21 protein-coding genes and 1 pseudogene are annotated in these 18,984 nt (G+C 68.0%); 13 read left to right on the forward strand and 9 right to left on the reverse strand.

Annotated features, from left to right (window positions below; all coding sequences use genetic code 11):
- A pseudogene (locus AC1RQF_RS28935) lies at window positions 1-312 on the forward strand (hypothetical protein); the annotation flags it as partial.
- Window positions 313-323: 11 nt separating this feature from the next.
- Here the strand turns inward: AC1RQF_RS28935 and AC1RQF_RS28940 are convergent.
- Window positions 324-830 carry a winged helix-turn-helix transcriptional regulator gene (locus tag AC1RQF_RS28940; RefSeq protein WP_274003414.1) on the reverse strand — a complete coding sequence of 169 codons (507 nt, stop codon included), beginning with the start codon at window positions 828-830 and terminating at the stop codon, window positions 324-326.
- Window positions 817-1,098, reverse strand: coding sequence for a hypothetical protein (locus AC1RQF_RS28945; protein WP_274004462.1), 282 nt, complete (start codon window positions 1,096-1,098; stop codon window positions 817-819). Before AC1RQF_RS28945 ends, AC1RQF_RS28940 begins: the two co-directional genes overlap by 14 nt.
- On the opposite strand from AC1RQF_RS28945, the gene AC1RQF_RS28950 reads away from it, so the two are divergent.
- A complete protein-coding gene (locus AC1RQF_RS28950; protein ID WP_274003411.1) occupies window positions 1,013-1,450 on the forward strand; it encodes a PaaI family thioesterase in 438 nt (145 codons plus the stop codon). The genes AC1RQF_RS28945 and AC1RQF_RS28950 overlap by 86 nt on opposite strands.
- A gap of 202 nt (window positions 1,451-1,652) precedes the next feature.
- Window positions 1,653-2,705, forward strand: coding sequence for an NADP(H)-dependent aldo-keto reductase (locus AC1RQF_RS28955; protein ID WP_492873508.1), 1,053 nt, complete (start codon window positions 1,653-1,655; stop codon window positions 2,703-2,705).
- A 67-nt stretch (window positions 2,706-2,772) separates the two neighbouring features.
- Here AC1RQF_RS28955 and AC1RQF_RS28960 read toward each other — a convergent pair whose 3' ends face one another.
- Window positions 2,773-4,059 (reverse strand): MFS transporter, encoded by a 1,287-nt coding sequence (locus AC1RQF_RS28960; RefSeq protein WP_492873510.1) that lies wholly within the window; start codon window positions 4,057-4,059, stop codon window positions 2,773-2,775.
- A 53-nt stretch (window positions 4,060-4,112) separates the two neighbouring features.
- Window positions 4,113-5,522 (reverse strand): M20 family metallopeptidase, encoded by a 1,410-nt coding sequence (locus tag AC1RQF_RS28965; RefSeq protein WP_492873532.1) that lies wholly within the window; start codon window positions 5,520-5,522, stop codon window positions 4,113-4,115.
- Window positions 5,523-5,733: 211 nt separating this feature from the next.
- Between AC1RQF_RS28965 and AC1RQF_RS28970 the strand changes: the two genes are divergently transcribed.
- The 4 genes from AC1RQF_RS28970 to AC1RQF_RS28985 all read left to right on the forward strand — a co-directional run bounded on the left by AC1RQF_RS28970 (window position 5,734) and on the right by AC1RQF_RS28985 (window position 8,959).
- Window positions 5,734-6,672 (forward strand): LysR substrate-binding domain-containing protein, encoded by a 939-nt coding sequence (locus AC1RQF_RS28970; protein ID WP_492873512.1) that lies wholly within the window; start codon window positions 5,734-5,736, stop codon window positions 6,670-6,672.
- A 252-nt stretch (window positions 6,673-6,924) separates the two neighbouring features.
- Window positions 6,925-7,110 (forward strand): hypothetical protein, encoded by a 186-nt coding sequence (locus AC1RQF_RS28975; RefSeq protein ID WP_274003403.1) that lies wholly within the window; start codon window positions 6,925-6,927, stop codon window positions 7,108-7,110.
- Window positions 7,111-7,395: 285 nt separating this feature from the next.
- The gene (locus tag AC1RQF_RS28980) at window positions 7,396-8,454 is read left to right on the forward strand and encodes a permease (protein WP_274003402.1); all 1,059 of its coding nucleotides are present in this window, start codon (window positions 7,396-7,398) and stop codon (window positions 8,452-8,454) included.
- 82 nt (window positions 8,455-8,536) lie between these two features.
- Complete coding sequence (locus tag AC1RQF_RS28985; RefSeq protein WP_274003401.1) at window positions 8,537-8,959, forward strand: hypothetical protein; 423 nt, start codon at window positions 8,537-8,539, stop codon at window positions 8,957-8,959.
- An 18-nt stretch (window positions 8,960-8,977) separates the two neighbouring features.
- On the opposite strand, the gene AC1RQF_RS28990 is transcribed toward AC1RQF_RS28985, so the two are convergent.
- On the reverse strand, window positions 8,978-9,805 hold the full coding sequence (locus AC1RQF_RS28990) for an ABC transporter permease (RefSeq protein WP_492873515.1): 828 nt from the start codon (window positions 9,803-9,805) through the stop codon (window positions 8,978-8,980).
- A 3-nt stretch (window positions 9,806-9,808) separates the two neighbouring features.
- Complete coding sequence (nodI, locus tag AC1RQF_RS28995) at window positions 9,809-10,723, reverse strand: nodulation factor ABC transporter ATP-binding protein NodI (RefSeq protein WP_274003398.1); 915 nt, start codon at window positions 10,721-10,723, stop codon at window positions 9,809-9,811.
- A 230-nt stretch (window positions 10,724-10,953) separates the two neighbouring features.
- Between nodI and AC1RQF_RS29000 the strand changes: the two genes are divergently transcribed.
- Complete coding sequence (locus AC1RQF_RS29000) at window positions 10,954-11,445, forward strand: universal stress protein (protein ID WP_274003397.1); 492 nt, start codon at window positions 10,954-10,956, stop codon at window positions 11,443-11,445.
- 87 nt (window positions 11,446-11,532) lie between these two features.
- On the opposite strand, the gene AC1RQF_RS29005 is transcribed toward AC1RQF_RS29000, so the two are convergent.
- Genes AC1RQF_RS29005 through lexA form a run of 3 tightly spaced genes read right to left on the reverse strand, consistent with a single transcriptional unit; the run spans window position 11,533 to window position 13,189 of the window.
- Window positions 11,533-12,144 carry a DUF2939 domain-containing protein gene (locus AC1RQF_RS29005; protein ID WP_492873518.1) on the reverse strand — a complete coding sequence of 204 codons (612 nt, stop codon included), beginning with the start codon at window positions 12,142-12,144 and terminating at the stop codon, window positions 11,533-11,535.
- Between the two features lie 38 nt (window positions 12,145-12,182).
- Window positions 12,183-12,500 (reverse strand): hypothetical protein, encoded by a 318-nt coding sequence (locus AC1RQF_RS29010; protein ID WP_274003393.1) that lies wholly within the window; start codon window positions 12,498-12,500, stop codon window positions 12,183-12,185.
- Window positions 12,501-12,547: 47 nt separating this feature from the next.
- Window positions 12,548-13,189 (reverse strand): transcriptional repressor LexA, encoded by a 642-nt coding sequence (lexA, locus tag AC1RQF_RS29015; protein ID WP_492873520.1) that lies wholly within the window; start codon window positions 13,187-13,189, stop codon window positions 12,548-12,550.
- A gap of 268 nt (window positions 13,190-13,457) precedes the next feature.
- Between lexA and AC1RQF_RS29020 the strand changes: the two genes are divergently transcribed.
- The 5 genes from AC1RQF_RS29020 to AC1RQF_RS29040 all read left to right on the forward strand — a co-directional run bounded on the left by AC1RQF_RS29020 (window position 13,458) and on the right by AC1RQF_RS29040 (window position 18,503).
- Window positions 13,458-14,495, forward strand: coding sequence for a sulfate ABC transporter substrate-binding protein (locus AC1RQF_RS29020; RefSeq protein WP_492873522.1), 1,038 nt, complete (start codon window positions 13,458-13,460; stop codon window positions 14,493-14,495).
- Between the two features lie 113 nt (window positions 14,496-14,608).
- The gene (cysT, locus tag AC1RQF_RS29025; protein ID WP_492873524.1) at window positions 14,609-15,499 is read left to right on the forward strand and encodes a sulfate ABC transporter permease subunit CysT; all 891 of its coding nucleotides are present in this window, start codon (window positions 14,609-14,611) and stop codon (window positions 15,497-15,499) included.
- Window positions 15,496-16,446: a sulfate ABC transporter permease subunit CysW gene (gene cysW / locus AC1RQF_RS29030; RefSeq protein WP_274003384.1), complete on the forward strand. Its 951-nt coding sequence runs from the start codon at window positions 15,496-15,498 to the stop codon at window positions 16,444-16,446. The genes cysT and cysW overlap by 4 nt, the downstream gene beginning before the upstream one ends.
- 13 nt (window positions 16,447-16,459) lie before the next feature.
- Window positions 16,460-17,521 (forward strand): sulfate/molybdate ABC transporter ATP-binding protein, encoded by a 1,062-nt coding sequence (locus AC1RQF_RS29035; RefSeq protein ID WP_274003383.1) that lies wholly within the window; start codon window positions 16,460-16,462, stop codon window positions 17,519-17,521.
- A gap of 55 nt (window positions 17,522-17,576) precedes the next feature.
- Complete coding sequence (locus AC1RQF_RS29040; RefSeq protein ID WP_274003381.1) at window positions 17,577-18,503, forward strand: CysB family HTH-type transcriptional regulator; 927 nt, start codon at window positions 17,577-17,579, stop codon at window positions 18,501-18,503.
- Window positions 18,504-18,984: the final 481 nt, after the last annotated feature.

Here is an 18,984-nt window from a genome sequence, read left to right on the forward strand (position 1 = left end):
CTCCCCCCCCCCCCCCCCCCCCCCCCCCCCCCCCCCCCCCCGCGCAAGGGGCCGGGTCCGATCGCAGGGCTCGGCGATTCCGGCGGCGCGAGCGATCCGACGACCAACCTGGAGCAGGAGAACATCAAGCGCCTGCAGCAGCAACTCCAGCAGATCCAGCAGCAGATCGCGCAGGCGCGCAGCGATACCGAGCGTCAGGCGCTCACGGTACAGGCGCAGGCGATTGCAGGCGCGCTGCAGCAGGCAATCGCCCAAATGGTGGCGCGCATGACCAAGAGCGCGCCGCCCGGCGGTGTCAACGTGCAGGCGTAACGCACGGCCGGTCATCCGGCGGCCGGCTCCCCGGCGGCCGGCTCTTCATCCGGGGCGGCCGTCTCGCGCGGCCAGCCCGGGCCCGGCAGCGCTTCGACCGCGCGCGGATCGAGCGCTTCGCCGCAGGCCGAGCACACCATCACCGGCTCGATCAGATGGCCGCAGCTGCGATGCCGGAGCACGACCGGCGGTCCCGCGCCGTCGTCCTTCCAGCGGTCGCCCCAGGCCGTCAGTGCAAGCAGGACCGGATAGAGATCGCGTCCCTTGTCCGACAGGCGGTATTCGAAGCGCGGCGGCCGTTCCTGGTAGGCGTGTTTGACCAGCACGCCTTCGTCGACGAGGCGCGCGAGGCGTTCCGCGAGGACGTGGCGGGTCACGCCGAGCTGGGCCTGGAACGCATCGAAGCGCCGCATGCCCCAGAACGCGTTGCGCAGGATCAGCATGGTCCAGCGATCACCGAGCACCGCCAGCGTACGCGCGACCGAACACGGCATCGAGCCGACGTCATCCCATTTCATGATCAAGTCTCGCCAGGAGGGTTCGCGGGATTGCGGGTTCCATTGTAGAACGGACATTCGAGTGAAACGGCATTTCCGCGTTGACAGGTTTCGGCGGCATACGAATAATGAGTTCTGTTTTGGAACTCACAACCTCGCTGGCAACGATCGCGTTGTCGATGTCACCTCCAGGAGTCGCCCAGATGAATCCGCTTTCGATGTCCGGCATTGAATTGCTGCGTGCTGCCGTTGCGGGAGATGTGCCGCTCGCGTCGATTTCCCAGACCATGCCCATGCGCCCCGAGACCGTCGAGGTCGGCTACGTGAAGATGAGCGCGCGCGCCGACGAGCGCCATCTGAATCCGCTCGGCGGCGTGCACGGCGGCTTCGCGGCAACCGTGCTGGATTCCGTCACGGGGTGCGCGGTGCATACGATGCTGGACGCGGGCATCGGCTACGGGACGATCGACCTGCATGTGAAGATGCTGCGGCCGGTGCCGCGCGACACCGACCTGATCGCGGAAGGGCGCGTGATTCATCTGTCGAAGAATCTCGGCGTGGCCGAGGGCACGCTGAAGACGCCGGACGACAAGATCGTCGCGCATGCGTCGGCGACCTGCATGATCCAGCGCCCCGCGTGATGCCGGGCGGCGGGTCGGAACGGAGGGTGCGGGTCGTGCGGACTGGGGCGCGTTAACGGTACAGTTCGGAAGTTTCGCGGCCGGGTGCGGCCGGGCAGGGCGTTCGCGCCGGTCCGGTGCATCCGCCGCATGAACGCCTTCCACCCTTCACCCAGCCGGACCGCGCACGACGCGGCGAAGCCGGCGCACCAGGAAACCGCACATGGAATACCGCACCCTCGGCGATTCAGGCGTCGAAGTGAGCCTGATCGGGCTCGGCACGATGACATGGGGCGAACAGAACAGCGAACAGGACGCACACGCGCAGCTCGACCACGCGGTCGACGCGGGCGTCACGCTGATCGACGCCGCCGAGATGTATCCGGTGCCGCCCCGGCCCGAGACGCAGGGCCGCACCGAACAGTACATCGGCAGCTGGCTCGCGCAGGATCGGGCGCGGCGAGCGAAGGTCGTGATCGCGACGAAGATCGCAGGGCCCGCGCGCCAGTCGCACAATCCCCGCCATATCCGGGGCGAGGGCAATCAGTTCGACCGGGCCAATCTCACCGAGGCGCTCGACGGCAGCCTCCGGCGGCTGCAGACCGATTACATCGACCTGTACCAGCTGCACTGGCCCGACCGCAGCACGACGACGTTCGGCCGGCCCGCGTACCCGTGGATCGACGACGCCTATACGGTGCCGATCGAGGAAACGCTCAGCGTGCTCGCCGAGTTCGTGACGGCGGGCAAGGTGCGGCACATCGGCGTGTCGAACGAGACGCCGTGGGGCGTCGCGCAGTTCCTGCAGGCGGCGCAGCGCCTGGGCCTGCCGCGCATCGTCAGCATCCAGAATCCGTACAGCCTGCTCAATCGCACGTTCGAGAACGGCCTGTCGGAGTTCAGCCACCGCGAGCGCATCGGCCTGCTGGCCTATTCGCCGCTCGCGTTCGGCTGGCTCAGCGGCAAGTACGAGGAGGGCGCCCGCCCGGACGGTGCGCGCATCACGCTGTTCGAGCGCTTCCAGCGCTACAGCAAGCCGCAGGCCGTGCAGGCCACGTCGCGCTATGTCGCGCTCGCGAAGCGCCACGGCCTGTCGCCCGCGCAGCTCGCGCTGGCCTTCGTCAACAGCCGTCCGTTCGTGACGAGCAACCTGATCGGCGCGACCTCGCTCGCGCAACTGCGGGAAAACCTCGGCAGCCTCGCGGTGAAGCTGACGCCCGAGATCCTCGCGGAAATCGACGCGCTGCACGAATTGCAGCCGAATCCCGCGCCGTGAAAGGCTGGGGCGGCGACCGGCTCCGCGTTGGCGGGCGTTGTCGCGCAGGCCATGGCCGTTGTGTCGATCAGCGTATCCTCATGCGTCTGCGCACGACGCACAATGCGGAGAGGCTCAGCAGTGCGCAGCCCATCAGGTAGAGCGCCGGGGACAGCCGGTTGCCGGTCGCGCTGATGAGCCACGTGACGACGAACGGCGCAAAGCCGCCGAACAGAGTTACGCCCGTGTTGTAGCTGACCGCGAGCCCCGTTGCGCGCGTCTGTGCCGGGAACAGCTCGGCCATCAGCGCGGGCAGTGCGCCGCAATACATCGCTTTCAGCGCGCCGATCCAGATCAACGCAGCGATCATCGTCGCGAACGACGTATGGTGCGTGAGCCATGCAAATGCCGGCCAGACGGTGACGAGCATCAGCAGCGCCGCGACCGTCATGATGCGGATGCGCCCGACCCGATCCGACCAGTGTCCGATGAGCGGCGTGACGAGCGTCAGCACGATGCCGGTGGCGAGCGTCGCCGTGAAGCCGCTCGATGCGGGCAGGCCGAGGTGCTTGATCGCGTAGGTCGGCATGTACAACACCATGTAGTTGACTGCAGTCGAGATCACGAGCACACCGATCGCGAGCAGCACGCGTATCTTCTGGTCCGCGAACAGTTCGCGTACGGGCGCTTCCGAGTGCGCATGCATCTTGAACTCGACGCCTTCATCGAGGTAGCGGCGGATGTACAGCCCGATCGGCCCGATCGCAAGGCCGAACAGGAACGGTACGCGCCAGCCCCAGCTTTCGAGCTGCGCGGGCGTTAGCGTGCTCGTCAGCAGCGCGCCGAAGCCCGACGCGAGCAGGGTCGCAAGCCCCTGGCTCGCGAACTGCCAGCTCGACATGAAGCCGCGCCGCTGCGGGGCGTGTTCGACCAGGAGCGCCGTCGAACTGGCGAATTCTCCGCCCGCGGAAAAGCCCTGCATCAGCCGGGACACAATGATACCGAGCGGGGCGAAGATGCCGATCGACGCATAGGTCGGCATCGCGGCGATCAGCAGCGTGCCGCCCATCATCATGCCGATCGACAGCAGCAGCGATGCCTTGCGTCCGGCGCGGTCCGCGTACGCGCCGAGCACGAAGCCGCCGATCGGCCGAATCAGGTACGACAGTCCGAACGTGCCGAGCGTGAGCATCAACGACGTTGCTTCGCTCGTCGCGGGGAAGAACAGCTTCGCGATCGTCACCGCAAAGAAGCCGTAGACGATGAGGTCGAACCATTCAAGCGCGTTGCCGATCGACGCAGCGATGATGATCCGACGTGTTGTCGCGGCACCGGGGCGAGCGCTCTCCAGTGTGGCCGGGGTCGTAGTGTTCATCGTTTGTCCTTGTTCCGTCGAGGTGTGGACGATTGACATGCAGGCGTGGCGCGTCAGCGTTTGGCGTCGGGTACCGCGCGGCAAACGAGTGGCGCGGCGTCGCCGAGATCCCAGAAGAGTCCGGCCATCATCTGAAGGCCTTCGCATACGACGCTGCCAAGCAGATGCTCGTCGGGCGCATGCTGCGCGCACGCTGGATACGAGTGCGGCACCCAGAGTGTGGGCAGCCCGAGCGTGTTGGAGAACACGTCATTCGGCAACGTACCGCCGAGATTGGGCAGGATCGCGGGCTTCTTGCCGGTCGTGCGCGCCAGCGACGCGACGGCCCAACATACCCACGGATCGTCGGGAGGAAGGCGCGTCGCCGGCGTGCCACGCTCGACGTCGATGATGACGTCGGCGAAGCCGTGTGCGTCGAGATGCGCGCGCAGGTGCGCGCGCAGCGCCTTCCAGTCGGTGCCGATGACGAAGCGCAACTGGCAGTGCGCATACGCGACGGGCGGGATCGCATTGACCGGATGCTCGGGGTTGCCGGCCTTGAATGCGAGAACTTCGAGCGTATTCCAGCCGAATACGCGCTCGGCGGCGGTCAGGCCGGGTTCGCCCCAGTTCGCGTCGATGGCCGGGTCGCCGAGCCCGCCGCCGACCGCCAGGTCGGCGAGCGCGTCGCGTACGGCGGCGGGGATCGGCGGCGGGCGCAGGTCGTCGACGCGGATCGCACCGTGCGCATCGACAAGGCTCGCGAGCGCATGCGCCAGCACGATCGCTGGATTGCGCAGCAGCCCGCCCCAGTTGCCCGAATGGTGGGCGCCGTCGCGGACGTGCAGGCTCAGCGTGAAATTAACCGCGCCGCGCGAGCCGAGGAAGATGGTCGGTCGCTCGGCGGCGACGCGCGGCCCGTCGGATGCGATCAGCACATCGGCCGCGAGTGCGTCGCGTTCGCGGCGGCACAGCGCGTCGAGGCCCGGCGAGCCGGTTTCCTCGCCCATCTCGATCAGGAGTTTCGCGTTGAAGCCGAGGCGGCCGCTGCGGGCGGCCAGGACGCTCGCGAGCGCGGCGAGATTGATCGAGTGCTGGCCCTTGTTGTCAGCGCTACCCCGGCCGTACCAGCGGTCTCCCTCGACGGTCAGGGACCACGGCGACAGCGGCGCACGCCATTGCGCGTCGTAGCCACGCACGACATCGCCGTGGCCGTAGATCAGCACGGTCGGCAACGCGGTGTCCTCGTGCCGCGATGCGAGCAGGAATGGGCCACCGCCGACGGGATTGTCGACGATGCGGATCTCAAAGCCGAGGTGCTCAGCCTCGGGCGCGATCTCATCGGTCAGGTACGCGCGCAGCGCGGCGGCCGAGCCGCTGTCCTGGCTTTCGGTGCGCAAGCCGACGCGGCGGCTCAGGGTGGCGAAGAACGTGCCGGATTCGAACTGGTTCAGGGCGTGCTGGATGGCGGCAGTGCGGCTCACGACGGGTCTCCTGTGGACGGTTGGTGGAGCGCATGCCCGGCGCTTGCTGCTGGGCGCGTGCAAGGCTTTCCGGTGGCGGCGCGCCAATGCAGGGGGCCGACATGAGATCGATTCTAGAAAGCCGCTTTTTTTGCCACAATGATAAAATTTCGAATCTTCATTTGCCAAAATGGCAAAGCGTAACGGCCGCATGCGGCCGAGGAACAGAACGATGGCGGCCTTTCTGCACGGTCTCGGATTGCGGTACTTCGTCGAAGTGGCGCGCACCGGCTCGCTCAGCGACGCGTCCGCGCGGCTGCATGTTGCCGTGTCGGCGGTGAGCCGCCAGATTGCGAAGCTCGAAAGCGAACTGGGCACGCCGTTGTTCGAGCGACGGCCACGCGGGATGGCGCTGTCGGAGGCGGGTGAGCGACTGTTGAGTTTCGCGCAGCGCAGCCTGCTCGAGGCCGAGCAGGTGATGAAGGTGATTGGCGGGCTCGACGCGTTGCACGGCAGCCTGCTGAAGATCGCCAGTTCGGAGGGGTTCGCGATCGACTTCCTGCCGCGTGTGCTTGCGCGCTTCAAGGCGCGCCACCCAGGCGTCGATTTCTCGGTGTGGGTCGTATCGCCGGCCGATGCGACGCGTCGCGTGCGCGACGGCGACGTGGATGTCGCGCTGACCTTCAGCCTCGCGCCGGAGAAGGGCGTGCGCGTCGAGCATACCGAATGGGCGCCCATTTATGCGGTGATGCGGCGCGACCATCCGCTCGCGGCGCGCGATGTGGTGTCGCTTGCCGACATCGCGCAGTACCCGCACGCGCTGCCGGAGCGGGGCACCACGGTGCGTGAACTGATCGACATCGCGTGCGCGCTCGACGGCGTGCTGCTCGAGCCCGACCTGACCAGCAACAACACGGCCTTGATGTACCGCTATGCGCAGCACATGGGCGCCGTGATGTTCGCCGGCCTGCTGTCGGTGCGTGACCGCTGCGACGCGGACGGTTTCGTCATGGTGCCGCTCTCGAATCCGCAACTGAGCGAGCGCAGCATACAGGTGCAGACGATGGCGGGGCGCGACCTGCCGACCTCGGTGCGCGCGTTCCGCGATCATCTGGTCGATGCGATCACGGCGGTGCCGGCCGGAGGCTCGCGCGGCCCTCACGCGAGATAACACCGGTCGGCCCTCTGCGCCGACGCTGCCCGCCGCGGCGCTTCGTCTTCGCTTGAGGCTGAATTGGAGAACCCGATTGTCACCCTCGATCGTGCCGGCGAGTTCGACGAGATCATCGACGTGTTCACGTCGTTGGCGCGCGCCGAACTATTTGGGAACAGGGCGGCCGGCATTACGATCCCGCCGGCGTACGCACCAGCCACGAGCAGTTCGGCAAGCGGACCCGGGCGTTGACATCCCGGCTCCGGCCCAATGTGGGTGACGTCGCGGCTCGCGCAGCTTGCGCAAGCGGGTCGTCCGGCGACAGACGACAGCGAGGCATTCACGGCAGGCATTCGGAAGCGGGAAAACCTTGGCAGCTTCGAGGTGAAGCTGACGCCCGAGATCCTCGCGGAAATCGCCGCGCTGCACGAATTGCAGCCGAATCCCGCGCCGTAACTCGGCGCATCAGGGCGGGCCGGGCGGCGTCGTGCGCCGCAACAAACCGGCCGGCCTCGTCGGCATGAGCCCGGTGTCGCGCTTCGCGACCACCGGGGCGCGCGGCGTGCCTGTCGCGAGAAGGGCGCGCCGGCGGCCCCCACCGTGAGATAATCCACCGTTTCGCAGTTGCAAGCCGGTCGTTCCGACGCCGTGCGTCGGCTCGGGTCGCGGCCCTCGGCGCGCCTTGGGGCGGGACGATGGGCGATGCGCATGCTCCGATTCCGTTTCCGTATCAGAACAACGATGAATACAACCCGAACCGCCCCGCCTTCGGCGCTGGGATGGATGACCTTCCTGCTGCTCGCCGTGGCGGGGCTCTTCTACGTCAAGTGGTTCCCCTACTACCACAAGGCCTTCACCGCGGCCGAACATCATTCGATCGGCCAGTCGATCCTGACGGGCGGGGCCGCCACGCCGCCGTCGCCGTCGCTGCAGGCCGCGCTCGATTACGCGTGGGCATACGGCAAGGCGATCTGGCAGGCGATGGTGCTCGGCCTGCTGCTGGGCTCCGGCGTCCAGGCGCTGCTGCCCGCTCATTGGGTCGCGCGCGTGCTCGGCCGGACCGGGTTCGGCAGCGTCGCGGCGGGCGGCCTGCTGTCGCTGCCCGGCATGATGTGCACCTGCTGCGCGGCGCCCGTGGTGGCGGGCCTGCGCGAGCGCGACGCGTCGCCGGGCGGCGCGGTCGCGTTCTGGCTCGGCAACACGGTGCTGAATCCCGCCGCGCTCGTGTTCATGGGCTTCGTGCTCGGCTGGCAGTGGAGTGCGCTGCGGCTCGTCCTGGGCGTCGCGATGGTGTTCGGGATCGGCTATCTGCTGAACCGGCTCGCCGCGCCGCAAGCGCGTCCGTTCGACGAGGCGCGGCTCGCGCAGCTGACCGCCGAGCAGGCCGCCGCCGGCCATGCGTTCGTGCGCTGGTTCAAGCTGTTCGCGCGGATGGCGCTGCGGCTGATCCCCGAGTACATCGTGCTCGTGCTGCTGCTGGGCGCGGCGCGCGCGTGGCTGTTCCCGCACGTCGGCCCGGAGATCGGCAACCAGCTCGGCTGGATCGTCGCTTTCGCGGTGGCGGGCATGCTGTTCGTGATCCCGACCGCGGGCGAGGTGCCGATCATCCAGGCGATGCTGACGCTCGGCATCGGCGTCGGCCCCGCCGCCGCGCTGCTGATGACGCTGCCGCCCATCAGCGTGCCGTCGCTCGCGATGCTCGCGCGTTCGTTCAAGCCGTACATGCTCACGCTCGTCGCGCTGCTGGTGGTCGGATTCGGGATCATCAGCGGGCTTGCCGCCGTGGCGCTCGGTTTCTGAGCGCCGCTCGCGGCGCCAGTCGATTTCCGGGGCGGTCATCGGCGCCGGCCCGGCCATTATTCAGAAGCAATCAGGAAAACGCATGACGCAACACAAGGTACACCCCAAGCTCGAACAGGCGCTCACGCGCGGCGACCTGGCGATCCGCCAGGCCAATTCGGCGCGCGCGACGGCCGTGCTGAACGCGCTCGGCAAGATGATCATCGAGGCGTCGGCGACGATCGGCGTCGAGGCGAGCATCGAGATTCCGCAGGGCGAGCGCATCTATGATCCCGTCAACGGCCTGTGGCCGCAGAAGATGCTGGTGTCGTTCGACGGCCCGGTCGAGGAAGCCGACGAGGAGGAACTGCGCACGGTCTATCTGGTGGCCGACGATCCGGGCACGATGTTCCGCGTCGACTGGCATCGCGCGGACGGCAAGCCGGGCCGCTACGAAGGCGGCCCGCTCGCGACCGTCGCGTTCCTGACCGACGTCGACATCCCCTGGAGCGACGACGACGAGTGACGCGCGCGTGACGCCCGGTCAGCGCATCATGCGCCGCTTGAACAGGCGCGCGGACACCAGGAAGCCGCCCGCCGCGTACGCGGCCAGCACGGCGAGGTGCACGCCGACGTCGCTCGCCGGGCGGCCGAGCATCGCCGGACGGATCAGGTCGACGGCATTCGCGAGCGGCAGCGCGTACGCGACGTGCCGCGCGAACGCCGGCAACTGCGTGATCGGGAAGAACACGCCGGACAGCAGCATCATCGGCGTCATCACGAGCGTCTGATAAAACATGAAGAAGTCGTAGGACGACGCGAGCGCGGTGACGATCATCGCCACGCTCGCGAACGCGAGGCCCGCGAGCACGATCACGGGCAGCGCGACCAGCATCGACGGAAAGCTCGCATAGCCGAGCAGGCCCGCCACCACTATGATCGCGCAGCTCGACAGCACGGCCTTGCTCGCGGCCCAGACGATCTCGCCCAGCACGATGTCGCCGAGCGACAGCGGGGTGTGCATGATCGCTTCCCAGGTGCGCTGCACGTGCATGCGCGAGAACCCCGAATACATCGACTCGAAACTCGCGGACATCATCACGCTCGATCCGACCGTGCCCGCCGCGAGAAACGCGATGTACGACACGCCGTCGACGCGGCCGACCATCAGGCCGAGCCCGAACCCCAGCCCGAACAGATAGATCATCGGATCCGCGAGGTTGCCGAGCATCGACGCGACCGCGAGTTTTTTCCACACCAGATAGTTGCGGCGCCAGACCGCGATCCAGTTGGTCGCGTTGGCGGGCAGCGCGAGCGCGAAGCGGGAGTCCGCGGGACGCGGCTCGGCGAGCGGGTAGTGGCGGGTGTCCATCGTTCAATCCTGCATGTCGCGGCCGGTCAGCCGCAGGAACACGTCTTCGAGATTGGCGGGCCGATGCAGGTAGCGCAGCCCGCCGCGGGCCTTCAGGCGCGCGTGGATCGGCTCCGGATCGGCGACATAGCAGAACAGCGTCTCGCCGCTGATCTCGGTGCGCGCCGCGAGCGGCGCCAGCTCGTCGCGCAGGCGTGCGGGCTCGGGCCCGTAGATCTCGATCACGTCGCAGCCGATCTCCGATTCGATCAGCGCGCGCGGCGCGCCCTCGGCGATCTTGCGGCCTTCCTCGATCACGCACAGGCGGTCGCACAGTCGCTCGGCCTCCTCCATGAAGTGCGTGGTCAGCAGGATGGTCTTGCCGCGCGCGAGCAGCGAACGCAGCCGTTCCCACATCAGGTGGCGCGCCTGCGGGTCGAGGCCGGTGGTCGGCTCGTCGAGCACCAGCACGTCGGGATCGTTGACGAGCGCGCGGGCGAGCGTCAGGCGCCGTTTCATGCCGCCGGACAGTTCGCCGACCTTCGCGTCGGCCTTGTTCTCAAGCTTCGCGAATTCGAGCAGCGGCGCGACGAGCGCGCGCGCGGCCGAGGCCGACAGTCCGAAGTAGCGGCTGAACACGACCAGGTTCTCGCGCACCGTGAAGTCGGGATCGAGATTGTCGAACTGCGGCACCACGCCGACCCGCTGCCGCGCGTGACGCGCGCGCCGCGGCACGGGTTCGCCGCACAGCGTGATCGCGCCCGCATCCGGATGCGCGATGCCGAGCAGCATCTTCAGCGTGGTGGTCTTGCCCGCGCCGTTCGGACCGAGCAGGCCGAAGCACTCGCCGGGCTGCACGCGGAACGACAGGCCGTCGACGACGAGCCGCCCGTCGTAACTTTTTTTCACTTCCTGGAAATCGATCGGTGCGACGGGCATGGGCGGCACGCGTGGTTGGAATCGGTCGAGACGAGCGGGCCATTCTAGTGCATCGGCTGCCCGGTTTCAGCGCGCGATGCACGGGTCCGGCGCGCGCCGGACCGTGTTCGTGCAGTGCATCATCGCGGATTTGCACGACGCCGCGCATCAGCGTTTTCCATCCCTTGCATCAAAATTTGCGACGCACCATGATTGATTCAAGGGCCGCGTTGTCACAAATGGGAGGCGTCATGGCTAGCTACAAGAAAATCCTGCTGTGTTACGACGGCACGCTCGAGGGTCGCAAGGCGCTGCGCTGCGGCGCCGATCTGGCGCTCGAGCTGAAGGCCGAGACCCACCTGCTGTCGGTGGTCGACATGCGCACGAGCATCGCGCAGAGCGCGGGACTCCTGACCGATGTCGCCTGCGGGCGCTTCGAGGAAACCGCGCGGGAGATCCTGGCGGAAGGTGTGAACTGGCTGACCGAGCGCGGCGTACAGGCGCAGGGCCACTTCGCGTTCGGCTATCCCATCGACGAAATCGCGAATCTCGCGACCCAGCTGGGCGCGGATCTTGTCGTGGTCGGCCATCGCTGCCGCAGCGGGCTGTCGCGCTGGTGGATGGGCTCGGGCAATACGCAGCTGCTCGACCGCGTGTCGTGCAGCATCCTCGTGGCCTGCTCGTCGTCGGCGGAGCAGCGTGCGGAGAGCGCGAAGGAGAAGGAAGCGGCCGCCAGCCACTGAGCGTGGCGTGCGACGGGGTGAGATGCTCGTCTCACCCGATGCCGCGCGCAGGCGGCGCGACCCCGGTCGCACCTTGCGCGGCATTCGTCAAAGCAGGTCGATGGCCGACAGTTTCCAGCCGAACAAGCCGTCGCGGTGGAAGATCGCCGCGTAACGCGCGTCGCCCGTGTTGCGCTGATACGTGACCACGAACTCGTCGATATTCCGGTAACCCGCGCTGGTTTGCGGCGACGCCTCGTCGGCGTCGGGCGGTGCGCTGGACGCCGGCGGCGCGGCGCCGGCCGCTTGCGCGGGGGCGTTGTCGAGCTTCGGCGGCTGCTCACCGGGCTGCCCGCGCGGCGGCATGCCGCTCAGCAACGCGGCCACGCCGTCGGGCGTCGCATAGGCGTCGACCAGCGGGCCGATCAACGCGGAGCCGACCAGCGCGCCGAGAATCGCGAGCGGGTTGTCGCGCTGCCGCGCGTCGATACGGCGCATCAGCTCACCGGTGACCTGCTGTTTGAGGCTGACCCGCAGCGCCGGGTAGTCGACGTATGCGCTGATGGCCTGCGCATCGCGCGCGTCGACCGCTTGCTTCAGTTGCCTGAGCGCGAGATAAGGCGACACATACGCGTAGACGATAATCGCAATGATCGCGGCGACTATGGCGACGATCAGTATCGGTTTGAGCCGGCTGGTCCGGCTCGTGGATGGGTTCAATCGGCCTCCGTCGGAAATGTTCCGTAGCAGAGACACGATTACGCCGCGGAACGTTCCTCTGCGATGCAGCGATCGATCATGCGGCACACGGCGTCGAGCGTGCCGACCATGATCACGCGCGATTGCCCGTGATAGACGCGGACCGGCGCGCGCCGCGCCGGCTCGGCGTGATTGAGCCCGGCATTCAGCGAGACGCGCGCGAACGCCGGCAGCGACGACGGCAGCAGCGAAGCCTGCCCGGCCTCGGGGGCCGCGGCGGGCTGCACGGCCGCCAGCGGCGCGCAGGGCGTGCGGCCGCGCAGGTGACGCAGACGGCCGAACGGACGAAAAGGCAGCAGGCGGGCAAGGCGTTCCATGGTGTTCTCCAGATCCTGACGGACGACGGAATGACGATCAGCGGCGATCAGAGCTCGCCCGAGCGGATCAATCCGACGGCGATGCCCTCCAGCGCGAACTCCGCGCTGCCGGCCTTCACGAAAATATTGTCGTAATCGGGGTTCTCGGCGATCAGCTCGAGCCCGCCCGGGCGGCGCTTCAGGCGCTTGACCGTGACGTCGTCGCCGAGCCGCGCGACGATGATCTGGCCGTCCTTCGCCTCGGTGCGCTTCTGCACGGCGAGCAGGTCGCCGTCGAGAATGCCCGCGTCGCGCATCGACAGGCCGCGCACCTTCAACAGGTAGTCGGGCTTGCTGGAGAACAGCGCCGGGTCGCATGCGTAGTGCTGGGAGATATGTTCCTGCGCGAGGATCGGGCTGCCGGCCGCGACGCGGCCGACGAGCGGCAGCTGCATCAGCGTCGCGTGCGGCAGCGTGAGCTGGTGCGGCGCATCTTCCAGGCCGAGCAGGCGGATGCCGCGCGAGGCGCCGGCCGCCAGCTCGATCACCCCTTTGCGCGCCAGCGCGCGCAGATGTTCCTCGGCGGCGTTCGGCGAGCTGAAACCCAGCTCGGCCGCGATCTCCGCGCGGGTGGGCGGGAACCCCGAGCGCTCGATCGCGCGGCGGATCAAGTCGACTACTTGCTGCTGACGGGCGGTGAGTTTGATCATGGCATGACTGTATGGATAGACAGTGATCTGTATTTTTATACAGTATCCGGCGAAATTCAAGTGTTACGTGAAGTTCGTCGCTATCGCGCCGGTTTCGCCGTCTCGTCGCGCCGTCACAGCGCCGCTCCATCTGCCTCAGCCGCCGATCAGGCCGTCATTACCACTTTTGGGTATTAAAAAATGAGGAACGATTATTTTTAATGATGAAAGGTGTTCGCTAGACTGGCTCGGCATCTGCAACAAACCACCACACACCGGAGAACAACGGATGGTCAAGCGCAACACGGGGTTAGCGAGCGGCGTGCGCCGCCTGATGGCGACATTCGCGCTCGGCGCGGCGGCGGCGCTCGGCGTCGTGGCCCATGCGCACGCGGATACCACCTTCCTGAACGTGTCGTACGACCCGACCCGCGAGCTGTATCAGGACTTCAACCAGGCGTTCGGCAAGGCGTGGAAGGCGAAGACCGGCGAGACCGTCAACTTCAAGCAGTCGCACGGCGGCTCCGGCGCGCAGGCGCGCTCGGTGCTCGACGGGCTGCAGGCGGACGTCGTCACGCTCGCGCTCGCCTATGACATCGACGCGCTCGCCAACAAGGGGCTGCTCGCGAAGGACTGGCAAAAGCGCCTGCCGGACAACGCGTCGCCCTATACGTCGACCATCGTGTTCCTGGTGCGCAAGGGCAATCCGAAGGGCATCAAGGACTGGGACGACCTCGTGAAGCCGGGCGTGTCGATCGTCACGCCGAATCCGAAGACCTCGGGCGGCGCGCGCTGGAACTACCTGGCGGCGTGGGCGTACGCGCAGCACAAGCCGGGCGGCAACGAGCAGACCGCGAAGGACTTCATCGCAAAGCTGTACAAGAACGCGGGCGTGCTCGATTCGGGCGCGCGCGGCGCGACCACGAGCTTCGTCCAGCGCGGCATCGGCGACGTGCTGATCGCGTGGGAGAACGAGGCGTTCCTGTCGCTCAAGGAGTTCGGGCCCGACAAGTTCGAGATCGTCGTGCCGTCGGTCAGCATCCTGGCCGAGCCGCCCGTCGCGGTGGTGGACAAGGTGGTCGACAAGAAAGGCACGCGCGCGCTGGCCGAGGCGTACCTGAACTTCCTGTACAGCCCGCAGGGCCAGGAAATCGCCGCGCGCAACTATTACCGGCCGCGCTCGAAGGACGTGCCGGCCGCGCTGACCAGGCAGTTCCCGAAACTCAAGCTGTACACGGTCGACGACACGTTCGGCGGCTGGACGAATGCGCAGAAGACGCATTTCGCCGACGGCGGCGTGTTCGATTCGATCTACGCGCCGCAATGAGCGAGCCGGCGGCGCGCGACGCCGCCGACCCATCGAACCGCCGACAGGCGCGCCCGCAAGGCGCGCCTGTCGGCGTGAATCCCCATGTGCATGACCCTGGAACCGCAAGACGCATGACGACGTTCACCTTCCGCAAGCCGAGCGCGTTGCCCGGATTCGGCGTGACGCTCGGCATCACGCTGGCCTATCTGAGCCTCGTGGTGCTGATTCCGCTCGCCGCCACCTTCCTGAAAACGGCGACGCTGAGCTGGCCGCAGTTCGTCGCGGCGACCACCTCGCCGCGCGTGCTCGCGTCGTACCGGCTGACCTTCACGGCCGCGCTGGGCGGCGCGCTGATCAACGCGGTGTTCGGCTTTCTCGTGGCGTGGGTGCTGGTGCGCTACACGTTCCCGTTCAAGCGGGTCGTCGATGCGATCGTCGACCTGCCGTTCGCGCTGCCGACCTCGGTCGCGGGCATCTCGCTCGCGGCCGTGTATGCGAGCAACGGCTGGATCGGCCAGTACCTCGCGCCGTTCGGCATCAAGGTCGCGTTCACGCCGTTCGGCGTGCTGGTCGCGCTGACCTTCATCGGGCTGCCGTTCGTCGTGCGCACCGTGCAGCCGGTGCTCGAGGATTTCGAACGCGAGCAGGAGGAGGCGGCCGCGTGCCTCGGCGCGTCGCGCTGGCTCACGTTCCGCCGGGTCGTGCTGCCCGCCGTGACGCCCGCGCTGCTGACGGGCTTCGCGCTCGCGTTCGCGCGCGCGCTCGGCGAATACGGCTCGGTGATCTTCATCGCCGGCAACGTGCCGATGAAGTCGGAAATCACCTCGCTCCTGATCATCACCAAGCTCGAACAGTACGACTACGCGGGGGCGACCGCGATCGCGGTCGTGATGCTGGTCGTCTCGTTCCTGATGCTGCTGCTGATCAATACGCTGCAGTGGTATCTGCAACGCCGTACGCGCCGCGGCGCGGGCGGCCCGGCGCCGGCCGCGGCCGCGCTGGCGACGGGAGCCGCGCAATGACCCGGGAGACCACCGCCGTGCTGCCCACCCCACCCGCGGCCGACGCCGCCCGCCGCGCCGCGCGCCGGCTCGATCCCGTCAGCGAATCGCGCGCGGTGCGCTGGCTGCTGACCGGCAGCGCGCTGCTGTTCCTCGCGCTGTTTCTCGTCGTGCCGCTCGCCGCCGTGTTCGTCGAAGCGCTGCGCAAGGGCGTCGGCTTCTATCTCGACGCGCTCGCCGATCCGGACGCCTGGTCGGCCATCAAGCTCACGCTGACGGTCGCGCTGATCGCGGTGCCGCTCAACCTCGTGTTCGGCGTATGCGCATCGTGGGCGATCGCGAAGTTCGAATTCCGCGGCAAGGCGCTCCTGACGACGCTGATCGACCTGCCGTTCTCGGTGTCGCCGGTGATCTCCGGCCTCATCTACGTGCTGCTGTTCGGCGCGCAGGGCTGGTTCGGCCCCTGGCTCCAGGCGCATGACGTGCAGATCATCTTCGCCGTGCCCGGCATCGTGCTCGCGACGATCTTCGTGACCTTCCCGTTCGTCGCGCGCGAGCTGATCCCGCTGATGCAGGCGCAGGGCGCCGACGAGGAGGAGGCCGCGCGCGTGCTGGGCGCGTCGGGCTGGCAGATCTTCCGCCGCGTGACGCTGCCGAACGTGAAGTGGGGGCTGCTGTACGGCGTGATCCTGTGCAATGCGCGCGCGATGGGCGAATTCGGCGCGGTGTCGGTGGTGTCCGGCCACATTCGCGGCCAGACCGACACGATGCCGCTGCACGTCGAGATTCTCTACAACGAATACAACTTCGCCGCCGCGTTCGCGGTCGCGTCGGTGCTCGCACTGCTCGCGCTCGTGACGCTCGCGCTCAAGCTGCTCGCCGAGCGCCACCTGTCGGCCGAACTCGCGGGCGCGCGCGACGCCGCCCCCGCGCATGCCGGCCCCGTCACCGCATCGTCGAATCCGTAAAGAGGCACACCAGATGGGCATCACCGTACGTAATCTGCACAAGCGCTTCGGCGACTTCACCGCGCTCGACCACGTTTCGCTCGATTTCCCGCCCGGCGAGCTGGTCGCGCTGCTCGGGCCGTCCGGCTGCGGCAAGACCACGCTGCTGCGCGTGATCGCCGGGCTCGAATACGCGGACGGCGGCCAGGTCGTGCTGCAGGGCCTCGACGTCGCGTCGGTCGGCGCGCGCGAGCGGCAGGTCGGCTTCGTGTTCCAGCACTACGCGCTGTTCCGCCACATGACGGTGTTCGAGAACGTCGCGTTCGGGCTGCGCGTGAAGCCGCGCCGCGAGCGGCCGTCGGACGCCGTGATCCGCGCCAAGGTGCACGAACTGTTGCAGCTGGTGCAGCTCGACTGGCTCGCCGAGCGCTATCCGTCCGAGCTGTCGGGCGGCCAGCGGCAACGCATCGCGCTCGCGCGCGCGCTCGCGGTCGAGCCGAAGGTGCTGCTGCTCGACGAGCCGTTCGGCGCGCTCGACGCGAAGGTGCGCAAGGAGCTGCGCAGCTGGCTGCGGCGTCTGCACGACGACCTGCACATCTCGACGATCTTCGTCACGCACGACCAGGAGGAGGCGCTCGAGGTCGCCGATCGCATCGTCGTGCTGAATCACGGCCGGGTCGAGCAGGTCGGCAGCCCGCAGCAGGTATACGATCATCCCCAAAGCGCGTTCGTCTACGAGTTCCTGGGCGCGGCGAACCGGCTGTCGGGCACGGTCGGCGGCCAGGGCTTCGTCGCCGACGGCGCGGCCGCGCCGATCGCGGTCGATGCGGATTTCGCCGGCCCCGCGTTCGCGTTCGTGCGGCCGCACGATCTTCAATTGGTGCCGCGCGCGGATGCGCGGCAGGACGGCATCGCGGTCGACGTGCGTCGCGTGGTGCCGCTCGGCGGCTCGGTGCGGGTCGAGTTGCACACGCGCGCCGCGGGCCGTCTGCTCGAGGCGGAGCTGGACCGCGACGCGTGGCGCGCGCTGTCGCTCGAGGTCGGCGACGGCGCGACGGTGGTGCCGCGCGCGGTGCGCGTGTTTCCGGCGCAATGAATTCAACAGGCAGTCCAGACCAACAACGATAATCGCCTAGGAAAGAGGCTTACCCATGAATTTCCAGCAACTGCGCTTCGTGCGCGAGGCCGTGCGCCAGAACATGAACCTGACCGAAGTCGCGAACGTGCTCTACACGTCGCAGTCGGGCGTCTCGAAGCAGATCAAGGATCTCGAGGACGAGCTGGGCGTCGACATCTTCATCCGGCGCGGCAAACGCCTGACCGGGCTGACCGAGCCGGGCAAGGCGGTGCACCAGTTGATCGAGCGCATGCTGCTCGACGCCGAGAACCTGCGCCGGGTGGCGCGCCAGTATGCGGACCAGGACAGCGGCCATCTCGTCGTCGCGACCACCCACACGCAGGCGCGCTACGCGCTGCCGAAGGTGATCCGCCAGTTCACCGAGGTCTACCCGAAGGTGCATCTGGCGCTGCGCCAGGGCAGCCCGCAGCAGATCGCGCAGATGATCCTGAGCGGCGAGGCGGACCTCGGCATCTCGACCGAGGCGCTCGACCGCTATCCGGATATCGTCACGTTCCCGTGCTATTCATGGCACCACGTGGTGGTCGTGCCGAAGGATCATCCGCTGGTCGGCCGGCAGAATCTTTCGCTCGACGACATCGCCGAGTATCCGATCATCACCTATGACCAGGACTTCACCGGGCGCTCGCACATCGACCAGGCGTTTGCAAAGTCGGGCGCGGTGCCCGACGTCGTGCTGACCGCGATCGACGCCGACGTGATCAAGACCTACGTCGAGCTGGGCATGGGCATCGGCGTGGTCGCCGCGATGGCCTACGACGCGCAGCGCGACGCGGGGCTCGTCGCGCTCGACACGCAGCACCTGTTCGAGGCGAGCACGACCCGGGTCGGGTTGCGCAAGGGCGCGTTCCTGCGCGCCTATGCCTATCGGCTGATCGAGATGTTCGCGCCGCACCTGACGGAAGCGGAGATCGCCGGGCAGCTGCGCGAAGCCGCCTGACGCGCGCCACGCCGGGCCGCACGCGGTCCGGCAAGACCCGCTGCGACGCGCAGCCGACCGGCGTGGCCGAGCGGCGGGCGACGCGTCGTGCACGCGCAGCTTTCCCTCATCGAGTCGATCCCGTTCGAATTCATCTCGTTGATCGTCAAGCATAAAATCCCGCTCGCAACGGGCGGTTTCTTGAAAAATCGCCCGAGATCACACTTCACTTCGCAAAATGTCCCGGCTTGACTTCGGCGGACGAATGCCTCGGGGCGCGTCGACGTAACGTAGTGGGTCGATGCGACACCCTCATGTCGCGGGCCTTGTCCGGTTGCTTCGATTTCGCGCTGGCGCTGCACCCGGGCCTTCCGCCAGTCGCATAGCGCGCGTGCGGCGCGACGATCCGGCCAGCCCCGGCAGTCAGTTACGGCCGCTTGACATCAAGCGAGCCGGCCGTGCTGGCGCGCAGCGTGCGCAAGTCGCAGTACAGGATCATCGC

This window comes from Burkholderia sp. GW821-FHT14F03 (genome assembly GCF_058803765.1).

What these genes read in the sequence shown, in the direction of transcription:
- cysT (WP_492873524.1), top strand. Translation starts at nt 14,609, where the DNA reads ATGACGACGTTCACCTTCCGCAAGCCGAGCGCGTTGCCCGGATTCGGC.
- AC1RQF_RS29035 (WP_274003383.1), top strand. Translation starts at nt 16,460, where the DNA reads ATGGGCATCACCGTACGTAATCTGCACAAGCGCTTCGGCGACTTCACC.
- AC1RQF_RS28985 (WP_274003401.1), top strand. Translation starts at nt 8,537, where the DNA reads ATGACGCAACACAAGGTACACCCCAAGCTCGAACAGGCGCTCACGCGC.
- AC1RQF_RS28950 (WP_274003411.1), top strand. Translation starts at nt 1,013, where the DNA reads ATGAATCCGCTTTCGATGTCCGGCATTGAATTGCTGCGTGCTGCCGTT.
- AC1RQF_RS28980 (WP_274003402.1), top strand. Translation starts at nt 7,396, where the DNA reads ATGAATACAACCCGAACCGCCCCGCCTTCGGCGCTGGGATGGATGACC.
- AC1RQF_RS29010 (WP_274003393.1), bottom strand. Translation starts at nt 12,500, where the DNA reads ATGGAACGCCTTGCCCGCCTGCTGCCTTTTCGTCCGTTCGGCCGTCTG.
- cysW (WP_274003384.1), top strand. Translation starts at nt 15,496, where the DNA reads ATGACCCGGGAGACCACCGCCGTGCTGCCCACCCCACCCGCGGCCGAC.
- AC1RQF_RS28955 (WP_492873508.1), top strand. Translation starts at nt 1,653, where the DNA reads ATGGAATACCGCACCCTCGGCGATTCAGGCGTCGAAGTGAGCCTGATC.
- AC1RQF_RS29040 (WP_274003381.1), top strand. Translation starts at nt 17,577, where the DNA reads ATGAATTTCCAGCAACTGCGCTTCGTGCGCGAGGCCGTGCGCCAGAAC.
- lexA (WP_492873520.1), bottom strand. Translation starts at nt 13,189, where the DNA reads ATGATCAAACTCACCGCCCGTCAGCAGCAAGTAGTCGACTTGATCCGC.
- AC1RQF_RS28960 (WP_492873510.1), bottom strand. Translation starts at nt 4,059, where the DNA reads ATGAACACTACGACCCCGGCCACACTGGAGAGCGCTCGCCCCGGTGCC.
- AC1RQF_RS29000 (WP_274003397.1), top strand. Translation starts at nt 10,954, where the DNA reads ATGGCTAGCTACAAGAAAATCCTGCTGTGTTACGACGGCACGCTCGAG.
- AC1RQF_RS28945 (WP_274004462.1), bottom strand. Translation starts at nt 1,098, where the DNA reads ATGGTCTGGGAAATCGACGCGAGCGGCACATCTCCCGCAACGGCAGCA.
- nodI (WP_274003398.1), bottom strand. Translation starts at nt 10,723, where the DNA reads ATGCCCGTCGCACCGATCGATTTCCAGGAAGTGAAAAAAAGTTACGAC.
- AC1RQF_RS28990 (WP_492873515.1), bottom strand. Translation starts at nt 9,805, where the DNA reads ATGGACACCCGCCACTACCCGCTCGCCGAGCCGCGTCCCGCGGACTCC.
- AC1RQF_RS28970 (WP_492873512.1), top strand. Translation starts at nt 5,734, where the DNA reads ATGGCGGCCTTTCTGCACGGTCTCGGATTGCGGTACTTCGTCGAAGTG.
- AC1RQF_RS29020 (WP_492873522.1), top strand. Translation starts at nt 13,458, where the DNA reads ATGGTCAAGCGCAACACGGGGTTAGCGAGCGGCGTGCGCCGCCTGATG.
- AC1RQF_RS28975 (WP_274003403.1), top strand. Translation starts at nt 6,925, where the DNA reads ATGTGGGTGACGTCGCGGCTCGCGCAGCTTGCGCAAGCGGGTCGTCCG.
- AC1RQF_RS28940 (WP_274003414.1), bottom strand. Translation starts at nt 830, where the DNA reads ATGAAATGGGATGACGTCGGCTCGATGCCGTGTTCGGTCGCGCGTACG.